This is a genomic window from Pirellulales bacterium, assembly GCA_036499395.1.
GTDB lineage: Bacteria > Planctomycetota > Planctomycetia > Pirellulales > JACPPG01 > JACPPG01.
The window spans coordinates 25855-40534 of record DASYDW010000030.1 but is presented as its reverse complement, the minus strand read 5'-3'; the positions used below and the strand labels follow the sequence as shown (position 1 = coordinate 40534).

Genomic DNA, 14680 nt, shown 5'->3' with positions numbered 1-14680 from the left:
CCGCCATGTTCGGCATTCCGCATTGCTCGCACGTCGCGCGACCACTATCGCGGCGGCAATGGCTCGTCGAAACCGGCACCGGATTCGGCGGCCTGGCGCTTTCAGCATTGCTATCGAGCGAGGCAAAGAGTGCGGTCGATCCACTGGCGGCAAAGGCGCCGCATTTCGAGCCACGCGTGAAGCGCGTCATCATGTTATTCATGTTCGGAGGCCCCTCGCACCTCGACACCTTCGATCCCAAGCCTCTGCTGGCGCGCGACAGCGGTAAGCCACTGCCCGAGGAGAAACGCCCTCGCGTCGTGTCATTCCCGAATCGGATGGGGAACCTCGTCGGCTCGCCCTTCGAATTCGCACAGCACGGGCAGAGCGGAGCCTGGGTCAGCTCGCTGTTTCCACACCTGGCACAGCGCGCCGACGACCTGTGCATCATCAATTCGATGTTCTGCTCGAACTCGCGCCACGGCGGTGCCGTGCTCGAATGGCATACTGGCACCGACACGTTCGTCCGCCCCAGCATGGGATCGTGGATCACGTACGGACTGGGGAGCGAGAATCAAAACTTCCCTGGCTACGTCACGATTTGCCAGGATCTCGCTCAGGGAGGGGCTAATAATTTTGGCTCTGCGTTCCTGCCCGCGGTCTATCAAGGGACCGCGCTGGGGCATGCTGGCCTCAAACCGCAAGAGGCGAGAATTCCGTTCATCGGCTCAGCGTCGCAGGCACGAGACCGTCAGCGACTCGAGATCGACTTGCTGGCCCAAATGGATCGCCGATCGGCAGTCACGCGCGGTCCGGATAGCGAACTCGAAGCGCGGATCGCGTCGTTCGAACTCGCGTACCGGCTCCAGGCCGAGGCCCCGGCCATGCAGGACCTGAATAGCGAAACCCGCGCGACGCACGAGTTGTACGGACTCGACAATCCCGAGACCGCCGATTTCGGCGCGCAGTGCCTGCTGGCACGCCGGTTTTCCGAGCACGGCGTACGCTTTGTGCAATGCAACCTCAGCGGCTGGGACGCTCACAACAAGTTGCAAGAGGATCACGGTCGGCTCGCACGCGCGATCGACAAGCCGATCGCTGGCCTGCTCGCCGACCTTAAGCAGCGCGGCCTGTGGAACGACACGCTCGTTGTCTGGGGAGGAGAATTCGGACGAACGCCGACATGCGAGGGAGCCGACGGCCGCGACCACAATCCGCACGGATATACGATGTGGCTTGCCGGTGGTGGCATAAAACCAGGCGTGACCTGGGGCAAGACCGACGACTATGGCTACTACGCCGTTGAGGACAAGGTGCACGTTCACGATCTGCATGCGACGATCTTGCACTTGTTAGGGCTGGATCATAAACGACTGACCTTCAAATACGCGGGGCGAGACTTTCGTCTGACCGACGTGCATGGCGAACTGATCGACGGCATTCTCGCCTGACGGGAAGTCGACCGACGATTCATGAATTGCGATCTGGGAGCGAGCGGACGATGACTGATCCAACACGACGAGAATTTTGCGCGAGCGCCGGCAGTGTTCTGGCGGCGACCGCACTGGCCGCATCCGACCTGCTTCCAAGAGCCGTGGCCGCCGAGCAGCCGCCCAAAGCGGATAAGGCCACGATCCCACCGCATCGACCGGTTGCCATCGACGGAGTACACGCCTACACGGATCGGATCTCGGTCGCTGCTGGCGATACGGTGCGCTTTCACGTCAGCAGCTCCGTCCCGTACGAATTGCAAGTGTGTCGTCTGGGCGTCGGGGTCGACGATCCGGCCACCGACGATATCGCGCATACTTTCCCGCGCGCCGCGGCAGCCTTGCAGCCGATCCATCCCGGCTCTTACCTGGTCGCGGACCGTCCGCTGGACGGCCGTGCCGCGATCGAGGCGTTCTCGGTCGAATTATGGATTCGCCGCTGGCGCACCTTGGCGCGCCAGGCGATCGTCAGCCAATTCGACGAGCCCAACGATTGCGGTTTCGCACTGTTCGTGAATGAAGATGGCTCCTTGAGCTTCTATCTGGGGGACGGCGGAGCATTTCAGGAGCGCAATCTGCATACGACCGCCGCAGACCAGTTGAAGATGCAGATCAATCCCGAGGGGTTGAAGAGCTTTCCGGATAATACGCCCAGCTCGGTGCTGTCGAACGAGTGGCATCACGTGGTGGCCGTTTTCGACGGTCGCGAGGCTAGCATCTTTATCGATAGTCACGAGGTTGGCCGTTGGCGCCACGAAGGGCCGGTTCGCGCGGGTACAGCGCCGCTGCGCATCGGAGCAGGCGGCAAGCGTGGCCTCGCCGATTTCCTGCTCGATGCCGATATCGCGATGCCGGCGATTTACGGCAAAGCCCTGAGCGCGGCAGAAATCGCCGCCCGACATACATCGCGAGCACTGACCAAGCCCGACGTCGGCGCTCTCTTGGCCTGCTGGCCCTTCGATGAAGAGCGCGGCGAGCGAGTCGCCGACGTTAGCGGCCATGGCCACGACGCACGGATCATCAACACTGGCACGTGGATGATCGGCGGACCAAGCTTCAATCCCGATGTTCCGCGCTTCGGCGCCTACGACCCCGAGAAAGATGCCGAACGGGGGCACGGCCTGCGTCTGGCGTCGGACGATCTTTACGATTGTCGCTGGCAGACGTCGCACGAATTTCAATTGCCTGAGAATGCTCGCTCCGGAATGTACGTCGGGCGCATTCGCTTCTCGCTCGACGGCGAGGAACGTCTTTATCACACGCTGTTCATCGTGCGCAAGGCCCCATCGCGCGCCAGGGCTCCGATCGCTTTCCTGTGCTCGACCAATAGTTGGAAGGCGTATTCCGCCACACCGTTCTGCCCGAGTTGGCCGGGACTGAAGAAGTCGATCGGCAACAACGGTCCTGCCGAGAGCGCGGGGAATCTTCCCTCATTCTGCTTCTACCGAGTTCATCAGGCAGGGCAGGGGACCTACCAGATCGGTTTCAAAATGCCGTGGCCGGTTGTTGGTCCGTACACGTTGATGGGACCTGCGGAATGGGATTACAGCCATCTCTGCCGGCAAGATCGTTTCACGCAGACATGGCTCGAACGGCAAGGCTACGATTACGACGTGTTGACCGATACGGACCTGCAGCTCGATCCGCACGCGCTGGATGATTACAAGGTTCTGGTCGTCGTAGGCCACAGCGAATACTGGTCGCTGGAAGGGATGGGCTCGGTCAGCCGATTTCTCGATCGCGGTGGCAACGCCGTCGTTCTTTCAGGCAATACCGCCTTTTGGCGTGTCTCGCTCAATGACGATGCGTCGATCATCGAGTGTCGCAAAGGAGACGCGCCCGGCACGCAGGTCCGAGCCGATCGGCGCGGCGAATTGTGGCACAGCCACGATGGTCGCCGTGGAGGCATGGCGCGCGAGTGCGGCTTTCCGACCTGGAAGCTGTTCGGGCTGGAATATTTTTCGCTGATGGGTGTCGGAACGCCCGGCGTGGGACCGTACAAAGTTCGCAATCCGGACCATTTCCTGTTTCGCAAGCCGATCGATCTCGCCTTGCAGCCAGGAGAGTCGTTCGGCGGCGCCGCAGGCCAGCCGCTACCGCAACCGATCGGACACGAAGGGGATGTACGCGTCTCGACGCTCGCCAAGTTTCTTGTCGAGGCCCTGCCGCCGGGCGCCACACAACCCAGTGAAGACCCTCCCGGCATCACACTTTTGGCCGATGGTTTTGCGGATGCCGAGAAGCTGCCGTTTGCGTGGGATTATTTCCAACGCCCCGTCCCATTTGGCAAAGGCCCGCCAATTTCGGTCGCGGCCGAGATGATCTATTGGGAACGTCGCGGCGGCGGACGGGTCTTTCACGCCGGATCGATCAATGCTGGTTCGACCTTAGCACTCGACGACAAATGGTCCGGCTTGATGCAGAATGTGCTCAGCCATTTTGGCGCGACGCGCGCCTAAGTGTGTTTTGGCGGGCATCTTGTGTTGTCGAATAATATTCGCGATTTCCCAGAACACGGTGGCGCGATGCCGGTCAAACCAGACGCCATGCCGCCGACACAATCAGGAATCGATCGCGGGTTCTGGCATACGGTCCCCTGGCTGATGCTGGTCGTAGCTTGCGGGCATTTCAATCGCATCGGCATCTCGGTCGCGGGCAGCGAGCGGATCATTCCGCAATACGGGCTCGACCCGCAGCAAATGGGGATGATCTATTCGGCATTTCTGCTTTGCTACACCGTGGCCATGATCCCCGGTGGCATGCTCATCGACCGCTATGGAGCGCGCGCTGCGCTACTGGTTTGGGGAATCGGTTCAACGCTCTTCGTGGCGCTATCGGGCGGAATTGGCCTGATCGCGGCAACAGGCTCGACGGTGCTGGCGGGGTTGCTCGTCGTGCGCTCGGTTTTGGGTGTCTTCAACGCCCCCTTGCACCCGGCCTCGGCACGCATGGTGTATCAATACGTGCGTCCCGAGTCGAAAGCGCTCGCCAACGGCCTGGTCACCTTCGCGGCATGTCTAGGTATCGCCGCGACTTATAAGGTGCTTGGAGGGCTGATCGACCGATTCGACTGGCCAGCCGCTCTCTTGATTTCCAGCGCGATCACGCTGGCCGTCACGATCGTGTGGGGCATCGTGACACGGCCCGCACGCCTGGGCCGCGCCCAGCGCGCTGCAGCCCACGAGCAGCCGTTGGACTGGTCGGCGCTTGCTACGGTTTTGCGGCGCAAGAGCGTCGTCTTCATCACGCTCAGCTACTTCGCCATGGGATATTTTCAGTACGTCTTTTTCTATTGGATCGAATACTTCTTCGAAACCGTGCAGCACGAATCGCGCGAAACGGCTCGCGACTATTCCACGGGCGTGACCCTCGCGATGGGCGTGGGCATGATCGTCGGCGGTCTGCTAACCGACCGTATGCCGCGCCGTTTCTCGCCCCGACTGCGCGGCGCCTTGGTGCCGGCACTATCGATGCTCTCGAGCGGTCTAGTGTTCGAGCTGGGGTTATTGTCCGAAAATCCGCGCACGACGCTGCTGGCGTTCGGGCTCGCCGCCGCGTGTATTGGAGCCTGCGAAGGATCGTTCTGGACAATGTCGGTAGGCCTGGGGGGCCGATTCGGCGGAGTCGTGGCTGCGCTGATGAACACCGGTGGGAACGCCGGTGGAACGCTTTCGCCCTGGATTCTTCCCGTGCTCGGCGTCGAGTTCGCCGAACACTACGGCACGGACGTCGGCTGGCGTCTGAGCCTCGCGGTTGCCGGAATTGTCGTCATGCTGGGGGCAGCGCTGTGGTTCGGAATTTCCCCTCCTGAGGAAATCGCAGCAACCCCGGCGCCGGACTTCGAAAACGGCCTGCTCTAACCTCTATTGCCGAAGGGCGCCGCAGCATCGAGCACCGTCGCCGAACACCATTGGCAAACCGCATTTTCTTGCACGAAAGCCGTGGTACGGCTAACCTGAGGGGCGATTACTCGCCTGCCTGACCGACCCTCCCCGCCCGAGTCTTGCCGATATGGATCCAAGACTTTCCGTACAGCCACAGCATATTCGCTTTTCTCGCCGCACCGCCGTACAGGCAGGCGCGATTGGGTTGTTGAACCTGGGGATGAATCACCTAAGTGGTTTGCGCGCGCTTGCCAGCCCGACAAGCAGCATTACGGCGGCGGCCGGCAAGGCGAAATCGGTCATATATATCTTCCTGTCCGGAGGTCTGGCCCAGCACGACAGCTTCGACATGAAGCCGGCGGCGCCGGACACGATCCGGGGCGAATTTCAACCCATTGCCACGCGCACTCCCGGTGTGCAGATTTGCGAGCACTTGCCGCTGCTGGCCGAGCGCAGCGAGATGTGGGCACTGGTGCGGTCGTTGTCGCATGGGATTCCAGACCATTCGGCCGGACATCAGCTCATGCTCGCGGGCCGGTCGACGTTGCCGGTCGGTTTCGACGGCACCAAGCCCAAGAGCAGCGATTGGCCCTCCATGGCGGCAATCGCCAACGCCGTTTGCACACCGCGCACCAATGTTCCGCCCGCGGTGGTTTTGCCCGAGGTTTTGATCCATCGCGAAGGGCGCGTGATCCCCGGCCAGTTCGCCGGCGAGATGGGTTCGCACCGCGATCCGATGTTCGTGAACTATTCGCCGTTCAATGCCCAATCGTACGGCGCGTGGCCCGAATATGGTTTCAGCCACGCCCGGGCCGGCGAGAATCCCAAGGATTTCGTTTTTCAGGCGCCGAACTTGTCGCTGCCAGCAGGCATGGATCGGGCCCATTTCGACGAACGTTTGGATTTGCTCGCCACGATCGGTCGCCAACAGCAGTCGCTCGAACAAGCGGCCAAGAACGAATCGTTCGATCGCCAGCGGCAAAAGGCGATTTCACTGCTGGCCGACGGTCAGACACAGCGGGCCTTCGACATCGCGAAAGCCGATCCGAAGGTACTCGACCGCTATGGCCGCAATACGTTCGGCTGGTCGCTGTTGATCGCAAGGCAATTGGTCGAAGCCGGCGTCAGCATGGTGCAGGTGAACCTGGGCAATGACGAAACGTGGGACACGCACACCAATGCGTTTCCGGCGCTAAAGAACTTTTTGTTCCCGCCCACAGATCGGGCCGTTTCGGCGCTGCTGGACGACCTGGCGGACCGTGGCTTGTTGGACTCGACGTTGATCGTCATGGCAGGCGAGATGGGACGCACGCCGAAGATTTCGACGTTGCCACAGTTCCCCGGCAAGCCAGGGCGCGATCATTGGGGGACGCAAACGGTATTCTTCGCAGGCGGCGGTGTGCGTGGTGGCACGGTTATTGGTGCGACCGACAAGATCGGCGCCTTCCCCGCGGCGAATCCGCAAAAGCCCGAGAACATGGCCGCCACCATCTATCAGGCCTTGGGCATCCCGCGCGAGCTGGCCTGGCACGACGTCAACAATCGGCCTCACTTCGTCTATCACGCCGATCCGATTCCCGGATTGATGGGTTGACGGGGTCGGCGAACTCGGCGACACGCGACAACCGCGCCGATTTCAAGCGGGCGATAATTGCCGCGGTCCGCGCTGCAAAATCTTCCAGACAATTTTCCCTTCGTCGCCGTCGATCAGGGCACCGACTCCGTTAGGGCGCAAGAACGAAACGTGCTTCGGCTCCAAACCGAACAGGTGAAGGAGCGTAGCGTGATAATCGTGATGACTGACCGTGTCGGTGGCCGCCTTGTGTCCGAGGTCGTCGGTTTCGCCGTAGGTCATCCCTCCGCGAACGCCACCGCCGGCAAGCCACATACTGAAGCCGTAGGTGTTATGGTCGCGGCCGATATTTTTCTCGTTCTCGATCACGGGCAGCCGTCCCATTTCGCCCCCCCAGTGTACGAGCGTAGTGTCGAGCAAACCGATTCGCTTGAGATCCTGGACCAGGGCCGCGGCAGGTTGGTCCGTGCGTCGGCACACAATGGGCAAGGACTTCTGAATGCCTCCATGATGATCCCAGACCTGATCGCCGCTGTGAATCTGCACGAACCGCACACCGCGTTCGACCATTCGTCGCGCGATCAGGCAGCGTGTGCCATAGTCGCGAGTTTCGGGATCGTCGATTCCATACAGCTTGTGCGTGGCTGCCGTTTCGCTGGCGATATCTAACGCCTCTTTGGCGGCGACTTGCATGCGCGCCGCGAGTTCATAGCTTTGGATCCGGGCCGCCAGGTCCTGCTCATGCGGATGACGTTCCAGATGCTCGCGATTCAATTCGCCGAGGTAACCGAGCAAACGATGCTGTGCCGGCCCACGCAGTTGCGGAGGCGGGTCGAGATTGAGAAATCGGGGTTCCTGGGGGCGAACGACGGTTCCCTGGTACAGCGACGGCAGCCAGCCGTTCTGCCAATTCGCAACGCCTGCCACAGGCAAGCCCGCCGGGTCGGTCATCACGATGAAGGCGGGCAGATTCTGACTTTCCGAACCAAGCGCGTACGTCAACCACGAGCCCAGCGCCGGTCGACCGGCCGAGATCTGGCCGGAATTCATCGCATGAATGGATTGTTCGTGATTATTGACATCCGTATGCATCGAGCGAATGACGCAGATGTCATCGGCCACGTTCCCCAAGTGCGGCAACAGCTCACTCAGCTCCGTACCGCATTGGCCGTGCTTCGAGAATTTCCAAGGGCTGCCGAACAACTTCGTGCTGGCTTCGGCGACGTTGTCGTACTTGACGTCCCCCGTGAACTCCTGCATGTGCCGCTTGGTCAGCTCGGGCTTGGGATCGAACAGATCGACATGACTGGGCCCACCTTGCATGAACAACGAGATCATGGCTGTCGCTTGAGGCGGGTGCGCCGGACGACGTGGAGTCAGATCGAACTTCTGTTGTTCCAGAAGAGGTTTTGGCGGCGCGGCGCGCAGCGACTCTTCTCCCAGCAGGCACGAGAGCGCCAGGCCGCCCAGCCCGAACGCCTGCTGGCTTAGGAAATGTCGCCGCGTGAAATGGGACATGCTGGCCACCTCAATCCACGTAGAGAAATTCGTTCGAAATCATCAGCGCCTGGCAGAGCTGCGCCAAGGCGATGCGCGCCGGAGGAACAGGCGTCTGCTTGGGATCCGCAGTCGCCGCGGCGGCCGCCTGGCTAGCCAAGGCCGCCTGTTCAGCCAGAAATTCCGCACCAGCACGCTTCTCAGTCTCGGATGCTCGCCTCGCAAACGCTAGCAACCAGGCACGTTCGAATTGCGCCGTCGTATCAGGGCCGGCTTCTCGTTCGATTCGTTCCGCCATCGCTTCGCTCTGCGCGATGACAAATGCACTGTTCATCATGAGTAACGATTGCGGAGCCACGGTCGATGACGTTCGTTGCTCGCAATTCGGCTTCATTAGCGGCGCATCGAATGGTTCGAGCATTCCGAGTGGACGCGAACGCCGCACCTGTACATAAATCGTGCGGCGAAATTCTTCTTCGCCCAGCGGCACCACCTTGCCCGATGGCCGGCCTGCCGAATCGCGTGTGTCGACGCCGACCACGATTTGGCCGATATCGTCGGGCGCCACCGGCACCGCAGGGCCGTACATCTTGGTCGACAGCCGGCTGCCGATGGCCAGTAGGGCATCGCGAATGATCTCGGCCTCGAGGCGCCGGACCGACATGCGCCCCAGCAAGCGATTGTCGGGATCAATCGCGTCCAGCGATTCTTTCCGTTCGGACGATTGTCGATAGGCCGTGGATGTGACCATCGCGCGCACCAGCGGCTTCAGCTTCCAGCCGCCGCGAATAAACTCGTCGGCCAGCCAGTCCAGCAATTCCGGATGCGAGGGACGCTCGCCCAGTACGCCAAAATCTCCCGGCGTCGCGACTAAGCCACGGCCGAATAGATGCAGCCAAAACCGATTGACCAGGACACGGGCCACCAGCGGATGGCGCCCGTCGGTCAAATGGCGAGCGTAGCTCAGTCGTCGACCGCTGGTTGGCCTGGTCGCATCGGGGGCGATCGAGAAGTTGCTGGAATTCAAGACAGCCAATTCGCCCGGCGCAACTTCCTGACGCGGCTGATTGAAATCACCTCGCGCAAAGAGGAATGTCTGCGGAGCCTGGCCCGGCACTTCCGTGAGGCACTGCACGTAGTCGTCGGCGGGACGCTTCTTGCGAGCGTCCTCGATCAGTGCCTCCCATTTCTTATTGAACTCCGTCAGCCGATCGGCGACGTATAAGTAGACCGAGCCGCGATTGACGTCCAGAAACGGGTATTCCTTGATTAACTGCAGTTGCTCAGCGGTCCGCTCCTTTTCGGCCGCAGCCCGGGCCGCGCGAGCCAGTGGCTGCACCGCCTCGGGGAGCTTTGCCAGTTCGCGGTCCAGTGTTTCGTTGACGATCTTATCCAGCGCGTCGTCCCGTTGCTGCGTGACACCTCTCAATTCGGCATCCGCCACGCTTGCCTGCTGGCGAATTTCCTCAGTCCACAACGAAACGAGCCGCTCCTGGGGAGTCCGCCATTTCTTCCAGTCGTACGCGGGCTCGAACAGGGCGCGAATACGGTGATAGTCCGCGTGCGAGATTGCGTCATAGCGATGGGCGTGGCACTGCGCGCAACCCACGGTTAGTCCCAGGACGGCGCTCGACATGATCTTGATCGAGTCGGCGATGACGTCGTTACGCGCCACGTTTGGATCTGCGGCCCCGCCGCCGGTGCCATCGGGCCCCATGCGCAGCATGCCCGTGGCGATCAGCAGGTCGGCCTGCTTCGACGTCAAATTGGAATAAGGGGGTGTAAGTAATTCATCGCCGGCCAATTGCTCGACCAGGAATTCATCCCACGGTTTGTCGTCGTTGAACGCGCGGATGACGTAGTCGCGATATTTGTACGCCCACTTGCGCTCCGCATCTTGCTCAGTGTAGCCGTCGCTATCGGCGTAGCCGACAACGTCCAGCCAATGCCGCGCCCAACGCTCGCCGAATGCCGGTGGCGCCAACAGGGTGTCGACCAGCCGCTCGTAAGCATAAGGAGTCTGATCCGCCAGGAATTGCTCGACAGCCTGCGGCGCCGGCGGCAAACCCGTCAGGTCAAAACTCAGGCGACGAATCATTGTCGAGCGATCGGCGGGCGAGTTGAAAGTCACCCCTGCGGCTTCCAGGCGGCTGAGCAGGAACGTGTCGATGGGAGTTAAAGCTCGCTGAGGGTCCTGCACCTGTGGGAAGGGAGGGCGGCGCATCGGCTGATAGGACCAATGCCCGCGCTCTTCGACCGTGAATGTGTCCCCCGCGGCCAGCACCGCAGGTTCCTCGCGCAATGTTTTTGCGCCGGCATCGATCCAGCGGGCGATCGTTTCCATCTCGGCCGAAGTCAATTTCTTTTCATCCGGAGGCATGTCGCCCGACGCGACTCGCTCATAGAGCAAACTCTGGGCATGATCGCCAGGGACAATGGCCGCGCCAGAGTCTCCTCCGCTCAATAAAAATCGGGCGGCGCGCGTGTCGAGTGCCCCCTTCAGTTCCTCGTCTTCGCCGTGGCAGCGCCAGCAGCGCGCTTTCAGGATCGACCGCACATGAGTTTCGAAGTGAACGTCGTCCGCAGCTTGCCATGCCAGCAGCGTGCCGGGATGGGCGCAGAACAACAGTGCCAATAAGAGAGCTCGCGGCATAGGGCGCGGCGTGGTTGATTGTTGGGGCGGGATCGGGCGGGAGGGCAGGCAAATCGTAGCGACCGCATTTTAGCTCCTGCCCGGCAGACCTTCAACATTGTTCGAGCCCACGAAGCCGCAAATACACACACCGGCAAATTGTCTCCTTCGATGCAGGCTATCGCCGCCGAGCTCGAAATCGGCATAATTGCCAGGAATGCAGTTCGCCGGTTCGGCGTCCCCCTGACGCTTCCTTGATATGCGTTGCCTTCATGCCCCTCGTCACTGTCAGCGAACTTTCTATTGCCTATCGAGGGCGCACGCTGCTCGATGCCATCTCGTGCCAGATCGAGCCGGGGCAGCGCATCGCCTTATTGGGACGCAACGGCGAAGGAAAGACGACCTTCATGCGGCTGCTGTCCGGCCAGGTTGAACCCGATTCGGGGGAGATTTCGTACGCCGCGACGACAAAAATCGCGATCCTGCCGCAGGATGTACCGCAAGATATAACCGGCTCGATCCGCGAGGTCGTCGGCCAAGGCCTGGCCCATGAGGTTCATGAAGCGGACACGGCATGGCGAGCCGAGCAGCAAATCGATCGCGTCCTGGCCGAAATGGAACTCGCCGGGGAGGACCGGTTCGAGAATCTGTCATCGGGTATGAAGCGCCGAGTCCTGCTTGCCCGAGCCGTGGTCGCGTCGCCCGACTTGCTACTGTTGGACGAACCAACGAACCATCTCGACATCGACGCCATTCGCTGGCTGGAAGAATATCTCGTTCGCCTGAACACGACGTTGATCTTCGTCACGCACGATCGCATGTTCCTGCGAAAGCTGGCCACGCGTATTCTGGAAATCGACCGCGGCCGACTGTTTGACTGGTCGTGCGACTACGATACGTTCCTCAGCCGCAAGGAAGACTGGCTGGCCGCCGAGGAAAAGCAAAACGCCCTGTTCGATAAACGGCTCGCCGAAGAAGAGGTCTGGCTCCGCCAAGGCGTCAAAGCCAGGCGGACCCGCAACGAGGGACGCGTGCGAGCGCTCGAGCAGATGCGGCGCGATCGCAAGGCTCGCCCGACGGCCGCCGGCAAGGTGCAGTTGGCCATTGCCGAGGCGCAGCGCAGCGGAACGCTTGTCGCTGAGCTTGACGGTGTCTCGTTCGCCTACGACGAACGGACGATCGTGCCCACATTCTCGGCCACGGTCCTGCGTGGCGATAAGATCGGCGTCTTCGGACCCAACGGAGCCGGCAAAACCACGCTGCTGCGCCTGCTGCTTGGGCAATTAAAGCCCGACACTGGCACGGTTCGCCTGGGCACGAACCTGCAAATCGCCTACTTCGATCAATTGCGGCAAAAACTAGATCCCGAGGCCACGGTGCAGGAGAATGTCGGCGACGGATACGACACCGTCACGATCGCCGGCAAGCCGCGACACGTCATTGGTTACTTGGAAGAGTTTTTGTTCAGCCCTGAACGGTCCCGGACGCCGGTGCGGTTCTTGTCCGGCGGCGAGTGCAATCGCGTGCTGCTGGCCAAGCTGTTCGCCAAGCCGGCCAACGTGATCGTGATGGACGAGCCGACGAACGATCTCGACGCGGAAACCCTGGAACTGCTCGAAGAACGGCTCGTGCAATTCGCCGGAACCATCATCGTGGTCAGTCACGATCGTGCCTTCTTGAACAACGTCGTTACCAGCACGTTCGTCTTCGACGAGGGGCAACTCAAAGAATACGTCGGCGGTTATGACGACTGGCAACAGCAACGCGCCGCATCCGTGGCCGCGGACGTCCCCGCGAAGCAATCAGTAGTTGCTGCCACAGCTTCGAAGGAGCGCCGCTCGCAACCAGATTCCCAGGCTATGCCCAAGAAACGGCGCCTGACGTTCAAGGAAAAACAGGAACTGCAAACCCTGCCCGCGACGATCGAGAGACTGGAAAGCGAGATCGGGCAACTGCATCAGGCGATGGCGCAAGAAGATTTTTACCGGCAACCAGTGAAGCTCATTACAGAGCAACAAACGCGTCTGAAAGAACTGGAAGCAAAGCTCTCGACATTCTACGGGCGATGGGAAGAACTAGAGCAATTCGCCGACTGACGAACTTCGACTGGCGCCGCTTTCCCTGCACACCGGTCTCATTCCGATAAAGCGGCGGTGAGTGGCTTTCCATCGGCTCCTTCCAGCGGCAACTGCAGCAGTCGCGCGACGGTGGGCGCGACGTCGATGTTGGCGATGCGCCCCAAACGTGCGCCGGCCTCGATGCCTCGGCCCCAGGCGACAAAGGTCGCGTCCATGATCGGTAGGTGCTCGTCATGTCCGTGCGCTCCCTTGCGGTCTACCGGCGCGATCGTGGTGGCTGCGCCCGTCGCGGAATTCGCGAAACTCCATCCCTCCTTGGCGAACAGCAGCAAGTCTGGCGAACGAGGATCCGTCTGCGGTTCCGCAAGACCGTGATGCGCTAATTGCGACGACTCCACAACCTTGGCGACCCCTTCCAGGCTCGAAAACAATGCCTTGCCGCGCGCGAGAATGTCGGCGCGATGTTCGGCGTCGAGAATATAGACAAGGGCCGCCCCTCCCTGCACGATCACATGCACGGTGCCTCCCGTGACCTGGTCACCATTCGTTTCGATCAGTCCGGCGTCGTGCAATGCGACATTGGGCATGACCAGCCGCTCGACCGGCGAAAATCCATGGTCCGAGAGAACGATCAAAGTTGCTTTGTCTTGGTAGACTCGCTTCGTCGTCTCCCAAACCGATCGGACCTGCTCGTCGGCCAGCTTTATCGCGGTGTAAGCCTCCGCCGTTCGCGGCCCCTTCAGATGCTCTTCGTGATCGACAAATGTTACGTGCAGCAGGGCCAAGCCAGGGCGGTGTCGCTCGAGAATGAAGTTGAAAACTCGCGTACATGCCTCGTCGGACACGACGCGCAACTCGCGAGTCCCGGCCTGAACCACTTCGCCGTCCGCCCAAACACCGGCCGCCTTGCACTCTTTCATGAGTTCGGGCGTCGAGTATTCGTGCAGCAGCTCGTCCGAAAAGACGTCGGGCAGAGTCCAATCCAAATTCTTGGCACCGCGCGTTGCCGGCCAACGAATGGCCGCCGTGCTCAGCCCCCGAGCCTTGGCCAGATCATAGAGCGTGGGCACCCGCACCAGCCGCTCCTTAAGCCCGTCGGGATCGGTCATCAGTGGAACCGGGCGCCGGTGAGCTCGATCGTAGTAATCATTCCCCACCACTCCGTGACGGGCGGGGGTCACTCCTGTGATCAAGGTTGTATGGTTGGGCCACGTGACTGTCGGAGCCACGGTTGTCATGGCCGTGGCGCTCGCTCCTTCTTTGGCCAAGGCGCGGATCGTCGGCATCTCGGCCCGCGGATCGTCCCAATAGAACGCCGCCAAACCGTCCACGCTGACGATGACAACCGCGTTCTCAGCGGGCTCAGAATCTGCGCCAAACGCGCTCGGCGTGGCCAGGCATACGAGGCAAACGATCGACAGCCAAATAATGATCCATCGCATCGTGCGGCTCCTGATTGACGTTGACTATCGGATGAAATGAAACGCGCAGCCGACAGACTATTCGATCAATGTGAGCGCCCGATTAAGGTCGGTGAGATTCGACGG

At 61.3% G+C, this 14680-nt stretch carries 8 protein-coding genes; 5 read left to right on the top strand and 3 right to left on the bottom strand.

What is annotated here, in order from left to right:
• The first annotated feature begins 5 nt into the window (after window positions 1-5).
• The 4 genes from VGN12_05790 to VGN12_05775 all read left to right on the top strand — a co-directional run bounded on the left by VGN12_05790 (window position 6) and on the right by VGN12_05775 (window position 6947).
• Window positions 6-1430 (top strand): DUF1501 domain-containing protein, encoded by a 1425-nt coding sequence (locus VGN12_05790; GenBank protein HEY4308945.1) that lies wholly within the window; start codon window positions 6-8, stop codon window positions 1428-1430.
• Window positions 1431-1480: 50 nt separating this feature from the next.
• A complete protein-coding gene (locus VGN12_05785; protein HEY4308944.1) occupies window positions 1481-3928 on the top strand; it encodes a LamG domain-containing protein in 2448 nt (815 codons plus the stop codon).
• Between the two features lie 24 nt (window positions 3929-3952).
• Entirely contained in the window at window positions 3953-5329 is a 1377-nt protein-coding gene (locus tag VGN12_05780; GenBank protein ID HEY4308943.1) for an MFS transporter, read from the top strand.
• Between the two features lie 151 nt (window positions 5330-5480).
• Window positions 5481-6947 carry a DUF1501 domain-containing protein gene (locus VGN12_05775; GenBank protein ID HEY4308942.1) on the top strand — a complete coding sequence of 489 codons (1467 nt, stop codon included), beginning with the start codon at window positions 5481-5483 and terminating at the stop codon, window positions 6945-6947.
• A gap of 42 nt (window positions 6948-6989) precedes the next feature.
• Here the strand turns inward: VGN12_05775 and VGN12_05770 are convergent, their stop codons facing one another.
• Window positions 6990-8444: a DUF1501 domain-containing protein gene (locus tag VGN12_05770; GenBank protein ID HEY4308941.1), complete on the bottom strand. Its 1455-nt coding sequence runs from the start codon at window positions 8442-8444 to the stop codon at window positions 6990-6992.
• Between the two features lie 10 nt (window positions 8445-8454).
• Window positions 8455-11076: a PSD1 and planctomycete cytochrome C domain-containing protein gene (locus VGN12_05765; GenBank protein ID HEY4308940.1), complete on the bottom strand. Its 2622-nt coding sequence runs from the start codon at window positions 11074-11076 to the stop codon at window positions 8455-8457.
• Between the two features lie 251 nt (window positions 11077-11327).
• Here VGN12_05765 and VGN12_05760 point away from each other — a divergent pair, with 251 nt between their 5' ends.
• Window positions 11328-13151, top strand: a complete 1824-nt coding sequence (locus VGN12_05760) for an ATP-binding cassette domain-containing protein (protein HEY4308939.1) — start codon at window positions 11328-11330, stop codon at window positions 13149-13151.
• Window positions 13152-13189: 38 nt separating this feature from the next.
• Here the strand turns inward: VGN12_05760 and VGN12_05755 are convergent, their stop codons facing one another.
• Window positions 13190-14575: an ectonucleotide pyrophosphatase/phosphodiesterase gene (locus tag VGN12_05755; protein HEY4308938.1), complete on the bottom strand. Its 1386-nt coding sequence runs from the start codon at window positions 14573-14575 to the stop codon at window positions 13190-13192.
• Between the last annotated feature and the right edge of the window lie 105 nt (window positions 14576-14680).